At 70.2% G+C, this 15914-nt stretch carries 11 protein-coding genes and 1 tRNA gene; 3 read left to right on the plus strand and 9 right to left on the minus strand.

The annotated features are described in order from the left end of the window. Window positions 1-18: 18 nt before the first annotated feature. Both polA and DFJ67_RS40120 read right to left on the minus strand, forming a co-directional pair. Entirely contained in the window at window positions 19-2706 is a 2688-nt protein-coding gene (polA, locus tag DFJ67_RS40115) for a DNA polymerase I (protein ID WP_116074658.1), read from the minus strand. Window positions 2707-4082: 1376 nt separating this feature from the next. Next, window positions 4083-4550, minus strand: coding sequence for a MarR family winged helix-turn-helix transcriptional regulator (locus DFJ67_RS40120; RefSeq protein ID WP_116074660.1), 468 nt, complete (start codon window positions 4548-4550; stop codon window positions 4083-4085). 92 nt (window positions 4551-4642) lie between these two features. On the opposite strand from DFJ67_RS40120, the gene DFJ67_RS40125 reads away from it, so the two are divergent. Then, window positions 4643-5485 (plus strand): SDR family oxidoreductase, encoded by an 843-nt coding sequence (locus tag DFJ67_RS40125; RefSeq protein WP_116074662.1) that lies wholly within the window; start codon window positions 4643-4645, stop codon window positions 5483-5485. Between the two features lie 46 nt (window positions 5486-5531). On the opposite strand, the gene DFJ67_RS40130 is transcribed toward DFJ67_RS40125, so the two are convergent. The 7 genes from DFJ67_RS40130 to DFJ67_RS40160 all read right to left on the minus strand — a co-directional run bounded on the left by DFJ67_RS40130 (window position 5532) and on the right by DFJ67_RS40160 (window position 12678). Next, window positions 5532-6245 carry an ABC transporter ATP-binding protein gene (locus DFJ67_RS40130; protein ID WP_116074664.1) on the minus strand — a complete coding sequence of 238 codons (714 nt, stop codon included), beginning with the start codon at window positions 6243-6245 and terminating at the stop codon, window positions 5532-5534. Then, complete coding sequence (locus DFJ67_RS40135) at window positions 6235-7068, minus strand: ABC transporter ATP-binding protein (protein WP_116077222.1); 834 nt, start codon at window positions 7066-7068, stop codon at window positions 6235-6237. The genes DFJ67_RS40130 and DFJ67_RS40135 overlap by 11 nt, the downstream gene beginning before the upstream one ends. 85 nt (window positions 7069-7153) lie before the next feature. Further along, on the minus strand, window positions 7154-8344 hold the full coding sequence (locus DFJ67_RS40140) for a branched-chain amino acid ABC transporter permease (RefSeq protein ID WP_116074666.1): 1191 nt from the start codon (window positions 8342-8344) through the stop codon (window positions 7154-7156). Next, window positions 8341-9291, minus strand: a complete 951-nt coding sequence (locus DFJ67_RS40145; protein WP_116074668.1) for a branched-chain amino acid ABC transporter permease — start codon at window positions 9289-9291, stop codon at window positions 8341-8343. The genes DFJ67_RS40140 and DFJ67_RS40145 overlap by 4 nt, the downstream gene beginning before the upstream one ends. Before the next feature lie 148 nt (window positions 9292-9439). Further along, window positions 9440-10606: a branched-chain amino acid ABC transporter substrate-binding protein gene (locus DFJ67_RS40150; protein WP_116074671.1), complete on the minus strand. Its 1167-nt coding sequence runs from the start codon at window positions 10604-10606 to the stop codon at window positions 9440-9442. Window positions 10607-10812: 206 nt separating this feature from the next. After that, entirely contained in the window at window positions 10813-12018 is a 1206-nt protein-coding gene (locus tag DFJ67_RS40155) for a hypothetical protein (RefSeq protein ID WP_147315790.1), read from the minus strand. A gap of 33 nt (window positions 12019-12051) precedes the next feature. Next, entirely contained in the window at window positions 12052-12678 is a 627-nt protein-coding gene (locus DFJ67_RS40160; protein WP_116074675.1) for an ANTAR domain-containing response regulator, read from the minus strand. A 99-nt stretch (window positions 12679-12777) separates the two neighbouring features. Here DFJ67_RS40160 and DFJ67_RS40165 point away from each other — a divergent pair. Next, window positions 12778-12853 (plus strand) — tRNA-Leu (locus tag DFJ67_RS40165). A 93-nt stretch (window positions 12854-12946) separates the two neighbouring features. Next, a complete protein-coding gene (locus DFJ67_RS40170) occupies window positions 12947-15910 on the plus strand; it encodes a glycine--tRNA ligase (RefSeq protein ID WP_116074677.1) in 2964 nt (987 codons plus the stop codon). Window positions 15911-15914: the final 4 nt, after the last annotated feature.

Genomic DNA, 15914 nt, shown 5'->3' on the forward strand with positions numbered 1-15914 from the left:
ACCAGGCAGCCGCACCCGTCAGTGGTCGGCGCTGTTCCAGTCGCGGCCCAGGCCGACCGAGACCTCGAGCGGCACCGCCAGCGGGTAGGCGCCGCCCATGGCCTCGCGGACGATCGCCTCGAGTTGCTCGCGCTCCCCCGGCGCGACCTCGAACACCAGCTCGTCGTGGACCTGGAGGAGCATCCGGGAGCCGAGGCCGGCCTCCTTGATCGCCGCGTCGACGCGGAGCATCGCGACCTTGATGATGTCGGCGGCGGAGCCCTGGATGGGTGCGTTGAGCGCCATCCGCTCGGCCATCTCGCGGCGTTGGCGGTTGTCGCTGATCAGGTCGGGCAGGTAACGGCGGCGGCCGAGGATGGTCTCGGTGTAGCCGTCCTGACGGGCCCGGTCGACGACGGCCCGCAGGTAGTCGCGGACGCCACCGAAGCGGTCGAAGTATTCGTCCATCAGGCCGCGCGCCTCGTCGGCGCCGATGCCGAGTTGCTGGGACAGGCCGTAGACGCTCAGCCCGTACGCCAGGCCGTAGTTCATGGCCTTGATCTTGCGCCGGTGGTCGGCGGTGACCTCCGCGAGCGGAAGCGTGAAGACCGATGACGCCGTGGCCGCGTGGAAGTCGGCGCCCGAGTTGAACGCGTCGATCAGGGCCTCGTCTTTCGACATGTCGGCCATGATGCGCATTTCGATCTGGCTGTAGTCAGCCGTCAGCAGCGTCTCGAACCCCTCGCCGACCACGAACGCCCGCCGGATGCGACGGCCTTCCTCCGTGCGGATCGGGATGTTCTGGAGGTTGGGGTCGGTCGACGAGAGCCGGCCGGTAGCGGCGACGGTCTGGAAATAGGTCGTGTGGATGCGGCCGTCGTCGGACACCGACTTGAGCAGCCCGTCGACAGTGGACTTGAGCTTGGCGACGTCGCGGTGCCGCAGCAGGTGCTCGAGCAGCGGGTCGCCGGTCTGCGCGAACAGCCCCTGCAACGCGTCGGCGTCGGTGGTGTAGCCCGACTTGATCCGCCGTGTCTTCGGCAGCTCGCGCTCGGTGAACAGGATCTCCTGCAACTGCTTCGGAGAGCCCAGGTTGAACTCGCGCCCGTGCACCGCGTAGGCCGCCTGGGCCGCCGCCTTCACCTCGGCCGCGAAGTGCGCCTCGATGTCGGAGAGGTAGTGGGTGTCGGCCGCTATGCCGACCTGCTCCATGCGGGCGAGCACCTCAGACAGCGGCAGCTCGACGTCGGCCATGAGGCGGATGGAGAGCTCACCGTCGCGGGACAGCTCGGCGTCGATCGCCTCGGCCAGGTCGAGCGTGGCGCGGGCGTGCAGCATCAGGTTTTGCTCGACGATGCCCTCGTCGGCGCCCAGGCCGTCGATGGTGAGCTGGCCGGTCTCCGGCGTGTCGACCCGCAGCTCGCGGTGCAGATAGCGCAGCGCGAGATCGGCCAGGTCGTAGGTGCGCTGGTCGGGCCGGGCCAGATAAGCGGCGATGGCCGTGTCACGGGCGACGCCGCGCAGCTCCCAGCCGCGGGCGGCGAAGGCCAGCCGGGCGGGCTTGCTGTCGTGCAGCACCTTGGGGTGCTCCTCGGAGACGAGCCACGCCGCGACCGCGTTCTCGTCGCCGGGCTCGAGCTGGGTCGGGTCGAACCAGGCGGCCGGCCCGTCGGCGGTGGCCAGCGCGATGCCGGTCAGCTCGCCGGTGCCCCGCCCGAAGTGCCCCGCGACGGCCACGCCGGTCGGCACGCCGGGCCGCACGTGCTCGGCCAGCCAGGGCCCGACCGCACCGGCGGCGAGGACCTCGCCGAACAGGTCGAACCCGGACTCGGCCTCAGGCTCGACGGCGTCGAGGTATTGATAGAGCCGCTCGCGCAACACCCGGAACTCGAGGGCGTCGAAGACCTGGTGCACGGCCTCGCGATCCCACCCGTGCCAGCGCGCGTCTTCGGGACCCATCGACAGCTCGAGGTCGCAGACGAGCGCGTTGAGCTCGTAGTTGCGGATCACGTTGGCGAGGTTGGCCCGCAGACTCTCGCCGGCCTTGCCCTTGATCTTGTCGGCATTGGCGATCACCCCGTCGAGGCCGCCATACTCCTTGATCCACTTAGCCGCGGTCTTGTCGCCGACCCCGGGCACGCCCGGCAGGTTGTCACTGGTCTCGCCGACCAGCGCGGCCTTGTCGCGGTAGCGCTCCGGCGGCACGAAGTATTTGGCCTCGACCGCCTCGGGATTCATCCGCCAGACCTCGGACACCCCCCGCACCGGATAGAGCACGGTCACGTGCTCATCGACCAGCTGGAACGCGTCGCGGTCACCGGAGCTGATGATCACCTCCATGCCGGCGTCGCGCGACCGCTTGGTCAGCGTGCCGATCACGTCGTCGGCCTCGTAGCCGGCCTTCTCCACCACCGGGATGCGCAGCGCGGCGAGCACCTCTTTGACGAGGCTGACCTGCCCCTGGAACGGCTTGGGCGTCTCGGACCGCCCGGCCTTGTATTCCGCGTAACGCTCGGTGCGGAACGACTGCCGCGACACGTCAAACGACACGATGATGTGCGTCGGCTTCTCGTCGCGCAGCATGTTGATCAGCATCGACGTGAACCCGAACACCGCGTTGGTCGCCTGCCCGGTCGCGGTGGAGAAGTTCTCCACCGGCAGGGCATGAAACGCGCGGTAGGCCAGCGAGTGGCCATCGAGCAGCAGGATCCGGGGTTGGTCGCTCACCCGAGCGATGCTAGTCGCCGGGTACGACAAGTTGTCCGGCGGTCCCGCGCAGTTTCGTCCGCGATGTCCAGATCAAGGGATTGCTGGCCCGGGTCCGTCCCGGTCCGGACCGTCGCTCCCGCCGGGGACCGCTCGCTACGCGTCGCTGCCAGGCCCGCGACACGAACGCTTCCTCTCCTGTCAGCCCTCAATATCGTGGCCGGCGCGCCGCGTGGGGTGCTGGCCGAGTGTCCTGGGCGCCAGGCAACAGCGAGCGGGCGTCGGTGGCCGGGCTGGGACGTGCGGGCATTGCCGGCGGAGGTCCCGCACGGCCAGCGATGGCGACAGAGGTCCCGACCGCCGAATGCGGCAAAGGTCCGACCGCCGAAGGCAGCATGTCCCGCCCGACCGCCCGGCACCAGGTCCGACGCCGGAGGGAGCAGGTCACGACCGCCGAAGGCAGCAGAGGTCCCACCCGACCGTCAAAGGCAGCAGGTCCGACCGCCAGAGGCAGCAGGTCCCGACCGACCCCCGGAGGCACTAAGTCACGACCGCCAGAGGCAGCAGGTCACGACCGCCGAAGAGAGCAGAAGTCCCGACCGACCGCCGAAGGCACCCGGTCCGACCGCCGAAGGCAGCAGGTCACGACCGTCGAAGGCAGCAGGTCACGACCGTCGAAGGCAGCAGGTCACGACCGTCGAAGGCAGCAGGTCACGACCGACCGTCGAAGGCACCAGGTCCGACCGCCAGAGGCAGCAGGTCACGACTGCCGAAGGCAGCAGGTCACGACCGACCGCCGAAGGCACCAGGTCCGACCGCCAGAGGCAGCAGGTCACGACCGCCCGAGGCAGCAGGTCACGACCGCCCGAGGCAGCAGGTCACGACCGCCCGAGGCAGCAGGTCACGACCGCCGGAGGCGGCAGAGGTCCCGCGCGGCCGGCGATGGCGTCTGATGAAGCCATCGCGGAAAGACCGGCGCCGTAGGCCTCGCGCCTGCTGGAATGCTCCCCGGTGCGGGCGGCGTTCACCCAGCCGCACCTCACGGGGTGGCAACTGCCCGCGCCGCCGCTGACGGTCCGCCGCTGCCCGGCGCGGGCGCCGCGGGCAGCGGGCCGCCCGGTCCGAGGGCTCGCGCCGGTGTCGACGCCGGACACCCATGATCGTTTGCAGCGGAGCTGCACGATTCGGGCCCTGCGGCATGATCATGTGTGTCGGATCTGCACGACACGCCGCGCCAGGTGTCGATGGGGCGCACACGATCAAGCGCGGCCGACCGGGCGGTATCGACCAGATGCAAACGATCGCCGATCAGAACCCGGCGCCGCCATCCGCCGGCGAGTCGACGGCGCCACGCCGGTCCTGGACCAGGCCGTGGGAGATCTAAGATCTGCCCCGGGCTAGCCCTCGGTGTCGGGGCCGGCCGCCGGGAGGCTCGTCGTGGCCTGGCCCAGAGCCGCGCGGAACGAGCGGTAAGGATCGGCACCGAGCAGCGAGGCCAGGCCCTGCTCGATTTGGCTTACGAAGTCGTCGGTCAGGTTCATGAAACGCAGACCGCGCTCGGTCGGGACGATCAGTTTTGCCCGGCGGTCGGCGGGGTCGGGCTCGCGGCGGACGTACCCCAGGCGTTCCAGTTCGTCGATGATCGCGCCCATTGTCTGTTTGTTGCGACCAGCCAGACGGGCCAGCTCGCTCGGGCGGGTGCCTTCCTCGTCCAGAAAAGCCAGCACCGCGCCGTGTCGGGGGCGGGCGTCGCTGAATCCCTGTGCCGCCGCCCGCGCGAAGATCTCGCGCTGGACGCGCGCCGAGAGCTGGACCGCCAGGATGCCGAGGTCCGGGTCCTGCTCCTTGCGTGTGCTGCGCTTCATATTTGGTCCATTCATTGGACGGTCACACTCTTGGACTATATCTTCGGTGCTGCGCGGCCGTGTGGAGGTCCGCGGAACTGGGAGGAACAGCCATGACCATTCTGGTGACCGGAGCGAACGGCACCGTCTCGAGGGAGGTGCTTCGCGCGCTCGCCGGCAGGGAGCCCGTGCGGGCCCTGGTGCGCGACAAGTCGCGTGCGCCCGACCTCGACGGCGTCGAGTTCGTCGTCGGCGACCTGGACCGGCCCGACACCCTCGCGAAGGCGTTCGACGGCGTCGACAAGCTGTTCCTGCTGACGCCGATGGGTGCCCACGCACCGGCGCAGAGCATGAACGCGCTCTGGGCCGCCCGGCAGGCCGGGGTCGAGCACATCGTGCGGCTCTCCGCTATCGGCGCGGCGCACGACGCGCCCACTCGCAACGGGCGGCTGCACGCACTCTCCGACGCCGAGTTGCAGCAGTCGGGCATCCCCTGGACGATCCTGCGGCCCAGCAACTTCATGCAGAACCTGTTCGGCGCGGTCAACGGCAACGAGCTCTACGGCGTGTTCGGTGACGGCCGGGTGGGTGTGGTCGACGTGCGGGACATAGCCGCTGTCGCCGCCGAGGTGCTCGCCAACCCGAAGCCGCACGCCGGGAAGATCTACACGCCTACCGGCCCGGCCAGCGTTTCGCTGCACGACGCCGCGGAGGAGATCGGGCGGGCGCTCGGCAAGCCCGTGCGCTACGTGCCACAGAGTCCGGAGGAGACCCACGCCGCGCTGCGGGACGCCGGCCTCGACGAGTGGATGGCGGCGGCGCTGACCGAATACCGGGCCGCCTATGGCTCCGGGTGGGGCGACTTCACCAACGACCACGTCGCCACCGTTGTCGGGCGGGAGCCACACAGCCTCGCCGACTTCATCCGCGACCACCGCGACCGGCTAGAGAGCTAAATACGCCAGAGGCCCGGCCCGGTGGGCCGGGCCTCCGAAGCGCCCGTCAGGCGACGCCGAGGTAGGCGTCCTTGACCGCCGGGTCGTTGAGCAGCTCGCGACCCGAGCCTTCCTTCACGATCTTTCCGGTCTCGAGCACGTAGGCCCGGTGGGCGCGGGACAGCGCCTGCTGGGCGTTTTGCTCCACGAGCAGGATGGTCGTGCCGTCGCGCTCGTTGATCTCCGTGATGATCTCGAAGATCTGCTGGATCAGCATCGGGGCCAGGCCCATCGACGGCTCGTCGAGCAGGAGCAGCTTCGGCCGGCTCATCAGGGCCCGGCCGACCGCCAGCATCTGCTGCTCACCGCCGGACAGGGTGCCGCCCGGCTGCTTGAAGCGCTCGCGCAGCCGCGGGAACAGCTCCAGGACATGTTGGATGTCCTTGGCGATGTTGGCCGTGTCGCGACGGGTGTAGGCACCCATCTCCAGGTTGTCCTTCACCGACATGCCCGGGAAGACGCCCCGGCCTTCCGGCGACTGGCAGATGCCCTGGATGACCCGCAGGTCGGCGCGCATCCGGGTGATGTCGGTGCCGTTGAACCGGATGCGGCCCGACGCCACCGCGTGCAGGCCCGAGATCGCCCGCATGGTGGTTGTCTTGCCGGCACCGTTGGCACCGATCAGGGCCACGATCTCGCCCTGGTCGACGGTCACGGAGATGCCGTGCAGCGCCTGGATCCGCCCGTAGAGCAGGGTGATGTTGTCGACCTCAAGCAGCATCTGCTGGCACCCCCAGATAGGCGGCGATCACCTTCGGGTTGTCGCGGACCTCGGCCGGCGAACCCTCGGCGATCTTCTTGCCGAACTCGAGCACCACGATCCGGTCGGTGACGCCCATGACCAGGCGCATGTCGTGCTCGATGAGCAGCACGGTGACGCCGGTGCCGCGGATGTCGCGGATCAGCTGGAGCAGCGAGTCTTTCTCGGCCGGGTTGAAGCCGGCCGCCGGCTCGTCGAGGCAGAGCAAGGCCGGGCTGGTCGCCAGCGCGCGGGCGATCTCCAGCCGCCGCTGCTCACCGTAGGAGAGGTTGCGGGCCGCCTCGCCGTGCCGGCGGATGCCGACGAAGTCGAGCAGCTCGTGTGACCGCTCCCGACCGCTGCGCTCCTCCTGCCAGTAACGCGGCAGCCGCAGCAGGGCACTGGGCACGCTCGTCTTGTGGTGCGCGTCGGCGCCCACCATCACGTTTTCCAGCGCGGTCATCTCGGGGAACAACCGGATGTTCTGGAACGTGCGGGCGATGCCCAGCTGGGTGATCTTGTAGCGGGCGCGGCCGCTCAGCTTCTTGCCCTGGAACCGGATCTCGCCCGAGGTCGGGGCGTAGACGCCGGTCATGGCGTTGAAGCAGGTGGTCTTGCCGGCGCCGTTGGGGCCGATCAGACCGAGGATCTCGCCCTCGTAGAGGTTGAAGTTGACCTGGTCGAGCGCGACGACGCCGCCGAAGCGGAGCGTCACGTTGTCGACCTCGAGCAGGGCCTTGCGCCCCGCCAGGTCGGTCGGTGCCGGGTGCGCGGTCGAGTCGCCGGTCGGCGGCTCGGCCGGCACGCCGACCGTGGTGCGGGCGTCGGGCGCCGCGTCGCGTTCGCTGGTGACGTCGCGCTCGCTGGCGTCCTGCGGCTCCGGAGGCGTCTCAGGCACCGACCATCGCCTCCTTCTCGCGATCCTTGATTTCGGCGGCACGCCGCCGGTTGGGCCACAACCCCTGTGGTCGGAAGATCATGACCACGATGAGGATGATGCCGAAGAACAGATAACGCAGGTTGGTCGCGCTGACGTCGTAGGGCTCGCCGGCGATGCGCACCTGCTCCGGCAGACCGAACACGTCACCGATCGAACGGAGCCACTCCGGCACGTAGATGACCAGGAAGCCGCCCAGGATCGCGCCGAAGATGTTGCCGGCGCCGCCGAGCAGCACTGCGGCGAGCACCAGGATCGACTGCTCCAGCCGGAACGTCGACGAGTTGACGAAGTTGGCCTGGCCGGCCCACAGCGCTCCGGAGAAGCCGCCGATGCCGGCGCCCATCGCGAACGCCCAGATCTTGAACTTGTAGGTCGGCACGCCCATCAGCTCGGCCGCGTCCTCGTCTTCCCGGATCGCGACCCAGGCGCGGCCGACCCGGCTGCGGACCAGGTTGCGGATCAGGAAAACCATGCCGATGATCACGGTCAGCACCAGCCAGTAATAGGGCTTGGCGTCGAACGCGAAGATCGGCTTGCCGCCGCTGGAGCCCGGCGGGTGGGCGATCTGGGTGATGCCCCGGTCGCCGTTGAAGATCCAGTCGTTCTGTTGCGCCACGATCCGGATCATCTCGGCGAAGCCAAGTGTCACGATCGCCAGATAGTCACCGCGCAATCTCAGCACGGGCCAGCCGAGGATGACGCCGGCCAGCAGCGACAGGGCGATCGCCAGTGGCAGCGCCACCAGCCACGGCCACGGGCTGTCGAGCCAGTTGTATTCCGTGAAGATCTTGCTCGTGGGCGAGGTCAGCGTCGCGACCGTGTAGGCGCCGACGGCGAAGAAGCCGAAGAAGCCGAGGTCGAGCAGGCCGGCGTAGCCGACGACGATGTTGAGGCCCAGCGCCAGCAGGATGTAGTAGCCGCACTGGAACAGCACCGTCGCCATGTCGTTGCGCGTGGTGTAGAGAGGGATGTATTCGCCGAGCGGCAGGCCCAGGTATTCGTAGAAACCCTTGTTGGGCAGGGCGTAGAGGAACACGATGAAGACCACGATCAGGCCGATCTTGCTGGCCTTCGGCAGGCGGTCCCAACGCTGGCTCATGCCGCTGCGGAAGCCGCGCCACCGGGTACGAAGGTCGGTCATGCGCGGGCCCTCCCGAGCGACTCGCCCAACAGGCCGGTCGGGCGGAACATCAGAAGCAGGATCAGCACGAGGAACCCGATGAAGTCACGGAAGTTCGTGCCGAACACCGCCGAGCCGTAGTTTTCGACCAGGCCGAGCAGGATCCCGCCGAGGGCGGCGCCACGCAGGTTGCCGATGCCGCCGAGCACGGCGGCCGCGAACGCCTTGAGGCCGATCAGGAAGCCGACGTTGAAGCGGGTGCTGGCCGCCTTCATGTCGGACATCACCGCCGCGACGCCGGCCATCAGGCCGCCGATGAGGAAGACCAGGAGGATCACGCGGTTCTTGTTGACACCCATCAGGGCGGCCGTGTTGCCGTCTTGCGCCACGGCCCGGATGCCACGCCCGAAGCGGGTGTGCTGCACGAACCAGTCGAGCCCGATCATCGCGAGGATCGCGACGGCCAGCGTCGAGATCTGGAGCGGGGTCAGCGACCACCCACCCAGGTTGATGACCGGGTCGGTCGGCAGCATGGCCGGCACGCCGAACTGGCGGCGGTTGGTGAACGCGCCCATGCCCTCGGAGAGCACGAAGGACGCGCCGATGGCGGTGATCAGGAAGGCGAGGGGTGGTGCGTTGCGCGCCCGCAGTGGCCGGTAGGCGGTCACCTCGACGAGCATCGCGAACATTCCACAGAGGATCGCGGCCACCACGATCGCGAGGGCGATCAGACCGAGTGCCTCACCGAGGGACGGTCGGGCCGAGTTGGCGTCGAAACCGAACGCCGACCAGGTCCAGATGGCACCGAAGGTGCCGATCATGAAGACGTCGGAGTGCGCGAAGTTGATCAGGCGCAGCACGCCGTAGACGAGCGTGTATCCGAGCGCGACGAGTGCGTAGATCGCGCCCTGGGTCAACCCGGTGATCGTCAGCACCGGGAAACCATGGATCAAGTCATTGAATTGCAACAGGTTCTCCCGGGAGATCCTTCAGTCAAGGCAGATGCGGCCGGGGCTTGCGCGCCCGGCCGCACCGGCAATGGGTTGACGCGACCGTCTTGCCTGATGAGAAGAGCCGGCTCGGGAAGGGGTGCTGCCGAGCCGGCTCAACCATGGATCAGGCCTTCGGGATCTCCTTGTCCGGCGCCCAGGCGCCGTCCTTGGCGACGTAGGCCCAGACGCGAACCTGGGTCGGGTCGAGCTCGCCCTTGGCGTCCCACTTGTAGGTGACACCGGTGGCCGAGCCGGCCTTGTTGTAGCTCGTCAGGAAGGCCTGGATGTCGGCGCGGGTCGACTTACCCTCGCCGATGGCCTCGAGGAAGATGTTGGTGAGGTCGTAGGCAACGTCGGCGTAGACACCCGGAGCGGCGTTGTATTCCGCCTGGAAGTCCTGCACGAAGGTGCCCTTGGCGGTGGTCGCCGGGGCGCACGGGCAAGTAGCGACCGCACCCTCCACGTCGGCCTTACCGGTCACCGACAGCATGTTGGCGTCGTAGATGCCGTCGCCACCAACGAAGGTGCCCTTGTAGCCAGCGGCCCGAAGCTGCTTGAGGAACGGGCTGGCCTCCTCGGTGTAACCGCCGTAGAAGAGCGCGGTGGCACCGCTCGAGGTCACCTTGGTGACGATGGCGCTGAAGTCCTGCTGGTTGTCGGTCGCCTTGTCGGTCGCCGTCACCAGCGGGCCGAGCGCCTTCTTGACCTCGTCGGCCAGGCCGGCACCGTAGGCCGACTGGTCGTCGACGACGAACACCTTCTGGGCGTTGAGGCCCTTGATGTAGGCCGCCGCCGCCGGGCCCTGCGAGAAGTCGTTGCCGACGCCGCGGTGGAAGATGGTCCAGCTGTTGTCGGCCAGGCTCGGCCGGGTCGCGGACTGGGTGATGACCGGCAGGCCAGCCTGCTGGAAGATCGGGTTGGCGGTCTCCGACTCACCGGAGAACGCCGGGCCGACCATCGCCACGACCTTGGTGTCGCCGACCGCGCTGGTGGCCAGACCGCCGGCGAGCTCCGGCTTGCCCTGCGAGTCATAGGGCTGGATCGAGACCTTGCAGTCAGCGTGCTTCGCGTTGTATTGCTTCACCGCCATGTCGGCGGCCTGCTTGCCAGGGAGCACCAGACCGGAGTCAGCGGCGGAAAGCGCGCCGAAGAAGCCGATCTTGAGGTCGCACACCTTGCCGGCCTCGGTGCTGCCGGATCCGCCCTCGTCCTGCTTACATGCGGCCGCGCCGCCCATGACGAGTGCCGCAAGCGCGACCCCGCCGATAGCGCGTACGAAAATCTGCCTCAAGGCTGAAGCCCCTTCTCCATCCATCAGCCCGCCGTCGCGGGCCAGGAGGTTGCAACGACGAACCGGACCGTTCACCCGGTCTGGGCCGGGACGTTATCCCACTACAGCGACCAACGTAAGGCCTCACTAGGCGCGTTGACGCAACCGTTACTTAGGGTGTCGGAATTGGCCCGCGTGGTGTCACAGTCGACGGTCGTCGGCCGAGGTCACGGCCGAGGAAACTGGCTCACCCAGGCGGTGCTGGCGGTGCCGTCGTCGGCCAGCAGCACCAAAGTCTGGCCAGAACCACCGACCGCCGTGGCCGTCGTGCCGCCCGGTCCGACTTGGACAGGGGTGGCCACGCTCTGCCACTCCTTACCGCCAAGATCCGCTGTCCACAACCGATGGCCGTCAGCTCCCGTGGTGGCCGCGACCAGCCGGGACGCCCCATCGAGCACGGTAACAGCATCGATGCCCGAAATGACGCCAGCACCGGTGGCACCGAACCGGCTCGCGCCGGACCAGCCGCCCGCGCCGGCCGCGTCGCCGCGCCAGGCCGCGAAAGCGCTGCCAGCAACGCCGACGGCGACGATCCCATCGGGGGTACGGACCACCCGCTGCGCCTCTTCGTCGTCGGGCGTCCCAGGAAGTGGGACGCGGGTCCAGGCGCGCGCGTCGGCCGAGGTCCACACGAACGGATCGCGGTCGATCCGCCCCTTCGGCCGGCCGCCACCCACAACCACCCACCCGGCCGGCACCGCGACGGCGTCCTGCGCGGAGGTGCCCAACTCCGGGGTGCTGGCCAGCGGGGCCACGTCTTCGTGGATGGTGAACAGGGTCGCGTCGGGCGAGGTCCAGACCGTCGCGCCGCCCGCCCGGTTGCCGGCCAGCAGCCAGCCGCCCGGCCCGCCGCCGGCGATCCGGTTGGTGCTGACCTGGCGCCCGCCGCCGTAGAGCTCGAAATCGGTGGAGGGTACGGCGACCAGCGTGCCGTCGGCCCTGGAGTAGAAGGTGCGCACCCGCGGGTTGCCGTGCGCGCCCCCGGTCTTCGCGCCGATCGCGGCGAGCCGCCCGTCGAAGCAGCCGAGCGCGTAGAGCACGCTGCGGATCGCGTAGTAGTCGGAGACGGTGTCGATCGGCACCGGGGCCCAGCCGGTCGCGGCGGCCGCGTCGGTGGTGGACCAGAGCGCCGGCCGGGTGTCACCCGCGGGGGTGGCGACGCCGCCGGCGACGTACCACCTGGATCCGCACCTGATCGTGTCGCGGACCAGGTTGCGGCCCGCGGCGCCGGGCGGCGCGGGCAGCGTCAGCTGTTTCCACTGTGGATGCACGGGCTCCGGCGGGGCCGGCGCGGTGCCGCCCGAGTCGCAGGCGGCCAGCAGGAGCAGCAGCGCGATCGCCACGAACCGACGTGGCCGGGAGGAGCCGGGCATGGATCACAGCATGCCGCCGGACGCGGCGACGGGCTACCCCGCGTCGGTCGGGGTCTCCGCGGCCGGGCCGCCGGCGCCCTCGGCCACGATGCGGTCGGCGACCTCGCGCATGGTCATCCGGTGGTCCATCGCGGTGCGCTGGATCCACTTGAAGGCCTGTGGCTCGGTCATCCCGTAGGTCGTCATCAACGCGCCCTTGGCCCGCTCGACGCTCTTGCGGGTCTCCAGCCGGTCGGCCAGACCCGCGACCTCCGACTCGAGCGAGGAGATCTCGGAGTAGCGGGACAGCGCGATCTCGATCGCCGGCACCAGGTCGCTCTTCTGGAACGGCTTGACCAGGTAGGCCATCGCGCCCGCGGCGCGCGCCCGCTCGACCAGGTCGCGCTGGCTGAACGCGGTCAGGATGATGACCGGCGCGATCCGGCCGCCGGCGATCCGCTCGGCGGCGGCGAGCCCATCCATGATCGGCATCTTGATGTCGAGGATGACCAGATCGGGCTTGAGGTCCTCGGCCAACCGCACCGCGGTCTCGCCGTCGGCGGCCTCGCCGACCACGTCATAGCCCTCTTCGACGAGCATCTCCGCCAGGTCGAGCCGGATGAGCGCCTCGTCCTCGGCGATCAGCACGCGCCGACGTTCGGCAGTCTGCGACTCGCCCACGAAGCCTCTCCCCAGGTGTGCAATCCGCGACCGGCCTGTCCGGTGTCGCGCCCCTTAGCGTAGTGGGTAGTCTGAACGCACTTCACCCGCGCGGTGTCGGTCCCCGTAGCCCAATGGCAGAGGCACGGAGCTCAAACCTCCGACAGTGTCGGTTCGAATCCGACCGGGGGCACCACTGGCCCCATTGGCCCCAGGTGTCGCCGCCCGAAAGGGCTCGCCCGCCACCTGCGTAGGCTTGACGGGACAAATCCCCACCAAGGAGTCATCGATGCTGACCATGCAGGACGCCCTGTCGCGGCTCACCGCCTACTGGGTCGACCAGGGTTGCCTCACGGTCCAACCGATGAACACCGAGGTCGGCGCCGGCACGCTCAACCCCGCGACGTTCCTGCGGGTGCTCGGGCCGGAGCCGTGGCGGGTCGTCTACGTCGAGCCCTCCGTGCGCCCCGACGACTCGCGCTACGGCGAGAACCCCAACCGGATCCAGACGCACACCCAGGTGCAGGTCATCCTCAAGCCCGAGCCGGGCAACGCGCAGGAGCTCTACCTCAACAGCCTCGCCGCCCTCGGCATCGACGTCGCGGCACACGACGTGCGGTTCGTCGAGGACAACTGGGCCGCGCCGGGCGTCGGCGCCTGGGGCCTGGGCTGGGAGGTCTGGCTCGACGGGCTGGAGATCACCCAGTTCACCTATTTCCAGCAGGCCGGCGGGGTGACCCTCGACCCGCCCTCGGTGGAGATCACCTACGGCATCGAGCGCATCCTGATGGCGCTTCAGGGCGTCCGGCACTTCAAGGAGATCGCGTACGCACCGGGCGTCAGCTACGGCGAGGTCTTCGGCCAGGGTGAATACGAGATGTCCCGTTACTACCTCGACGACGCCGATGTCGAGACCAACCGGGTGCTCCTCGACCTCTACGCCGCCGAGGCGCAGCGGATGGTCGACGCCGGGCTGCCGGTCCCCGCGCACACCTACGTGCTGAAGAGCTCGCACGCCTTCAACGTGCTCGACGCCCGCGGCGCCGTCTCCACATCGGACCGGGCCGCCGAGTTCGGCCGGATGCGCCGGCTGGCCGGCGAGGTCTCTCAGCTCTGGATGGCCCGCCGCGAGGAGCTCGGGCACCCGCTGGGCGTGGTCCCGCCGACGCCGGCCGCGACCGCACCCACCGAGACCGAGGCGTCCACCGGCAGCCGGCAGTTGGTCTTCGAGATCGGCACCGAGGAGATGCCGCCGGCCGAGGCCCGCACCGCGCGCGAGCAGGTGCGCCGCGAGCTGACCGAGCGGCTGGCCGCGACCCGGCTGGCGCACGGTGACATCCGGGTGCTGGCCACCCCGCGCCGGCTCGTCGCGATCGTCGACGGCGTCGCCGACCGCGAGCAGGACCACGTCCGCACGGTCCGCGGCCCGAAGGTCTCGGCGGCCTACGACGCGGCCGGCGAGCCCACCAAGGCCGTCCAGGGTTTCGCCCGCGGCCAGGGCGTCGACGTGGCCGACCTCCAGGAGCAGGACGTCAACGGCACCGCGCACGTGACGGTCGTGAAGCACGAGGCCGGCCGGCCCGCCGCCGAGGTGCTGGCCGACGTGCTGGCCAAGGTCGTCGCCGCGCTGCGGTCGGCGAAGAACATGCGCTGGAACGACCCGGCCCTGTCGTTCACCCGCCCGGTCCGCTGGCTGCTCGCCCTGCGCGGCGACGAGGTCGTGCCGTTCGCCGTCTCGGCGCTGGCTTCCGGCCGCGAGACCCGGGTGCACCGCAAGGCCGCGACGCCGGTGGTCACCGTCAACAGCGCCGAGACGCACCTCGACACGCTGGCCGCGCACGGCATCGTGGCCGACCCTGACGAGCGTCGCGCGCAGATCGTCGCGGCGGCCGAACGGCTCGCCGCGGGCGCCGGCGGCCAGGTCGACGTCGACGGCGAGCGGGCGCTGATCGACCAGATCAGCTACCTGGTCGAGACCCCGACGCCGCTGCTCGGCCGGTTCGACGAGAGCTACCTGCGGCTGCCCGAGGCGGTGCTGGCCAACGTGATGCGCAAGCACCAGCGCTACCTGCCGGTGCGCGGCGCCGACGGCGCGCTGCTGCCCTGCTTCGTCGCGGTGGCCAACGGCGACATCGACGAAGACCTGGTCCGCGCCGGCAACGAGGCGGTGCTGCGGGCCCGCTACGAGGACGCGGCCTTCTTCTACCGCGCCGACCGGGACACCCCGCTCGACGCGATGCGCGCCCGGCTGGAGCGGCTCACGTTCACCGACAAGCTCGGGTCGATGGCCGACCGGGCGGCCCGGATCAGCACGCTGGCCCGCACCCTGGCCAGCTCCATCGGGTTGAGCGGCGCCGAACGCGACACCCTGGGCCGCGCCGCGGAGCTGGTCAAGTTCGACCTGGGCGCCCAGCTCGTCACCGAGATGACCAGCCTGGCCGGCGTGATGGCGCGCGACTACGCCGCGCACGCCGGCGAGCCGGCCGCCGTGGCCGAGGCGGTCTTCGAGAGCGAGTTGCCGCGCAACACCGGCGACGCCGTGCCCACCCACGTCCCCGGCGCCCTGCTGTCCCTGGCCGACCGCCTCGACCTGGTCGCCGGCCTCGCGGCGACGGTCGGCCTGCCGACCGGCAGCAGCGACCCGTTCGCGGTGCGCCGCGCGGTGCTCGGCCTGCTCGCCGTGCACCGCACCGGCCTGGTGCCGGTCAGCCTGACCGAGGCGCTGGCCGAGGCGGCCGCGCTCCAGCCCGTCGAGGTCTCGCCGAAGGTGCTGGCCGACTCGGGCGAGTTCCTGACCCGCCGGCTCGAGCAGGTGCTGGTCGAAGAAGGGCACCCGATCGATCGCGTACGCGCGGTCCTCCCGCACGCCGCCCGCCCGGCGCTGGCCGACCGGCTGCTGCACCAGCTCGACGAGCTGGTCAAGGACGAGCGCTTCCGGGCGCTGGTCGAGGCGATCCAGCGGGCCCGGCGGATCGTCCCGGCCGGCACCCCGGCGGAATACGACGCGGCGGCCCTGGTCGAGCCGGCCGAGCGCCGCCTCGACGAGGTGGTCCGCGGAATCGAGGTGCCCGGCACCGACCTGACCGCGTTCCTCGCGGCGGCCGGCAAGGTCACCGAGCCGGTCAACACGTTCTTCGACGAGGTCTTCGTGATGGCCGAGGAGCCGGAGCTGCGCAAGGCCCGCCTCGGCCTGCTGGCCACGGTCCGCGACCTGGGCGACGGCATCCTCGACTGGGACCACCTCCGGATGTGAGCTC

The organism is Asanoa ferruginea, assembly GCF_003387075.1.
Taxonomy (GTDB): domain Bacteria; phylum Actinomycetota; class Actinomycetes; order Mycobacteriales; family Micromonosporaceae; genus Asanoa; species Asanoa ferruginea.

Excerpts from the sequence above, each read along its gene's own strand:
- DFJ67_RS40140 (WP_116074666.1), bottom strand. The coding sequence starts at position 8,344 with ATGACCGACCTTCGTACCCGGTGGCGCGGCTTCCGCAGCGGCATGAGC.
- DFJ67_RS40130 (WP_116074664.1), bottom strand. The coding sequence starts at position 6,245 with ATGCTGCTTGAGGTCGACAACATCACCCTGCTCTACGGGCGGATCCAG.
- DFJ67_RS40125 (WP_116074662.1), top strand. The coding sequence starts at position 4,643 with ATGACCATTCTGGTGACCGGAGCGAACGGCACCGTCTCGAGGGAGGTG.
- DFJ67_RS40155 (WP_147315790.1), bottom strand. The coding sequence starts at position 12,018 with ATGCCCGGCTCCTCCCGGCCACGTCGGTTCGTGGCGATCGCGCTGCTG.
- DFJ67_RS40120 (WP_116074660.1), bottom strand. The coding sequence starts at position 4,550 with ATGAAGCGCAGCACACGCAAGGAGCAGGACCCGGACCTCGGCATCCTG.
- DFJ67_RS40170 (WP_116074677.1), top strand. The coding sequence starts at position 12,947 with ATGCTGACCATGCAGGACGCCCTGTCGCGGCTCACCGCCTACTGGGTC.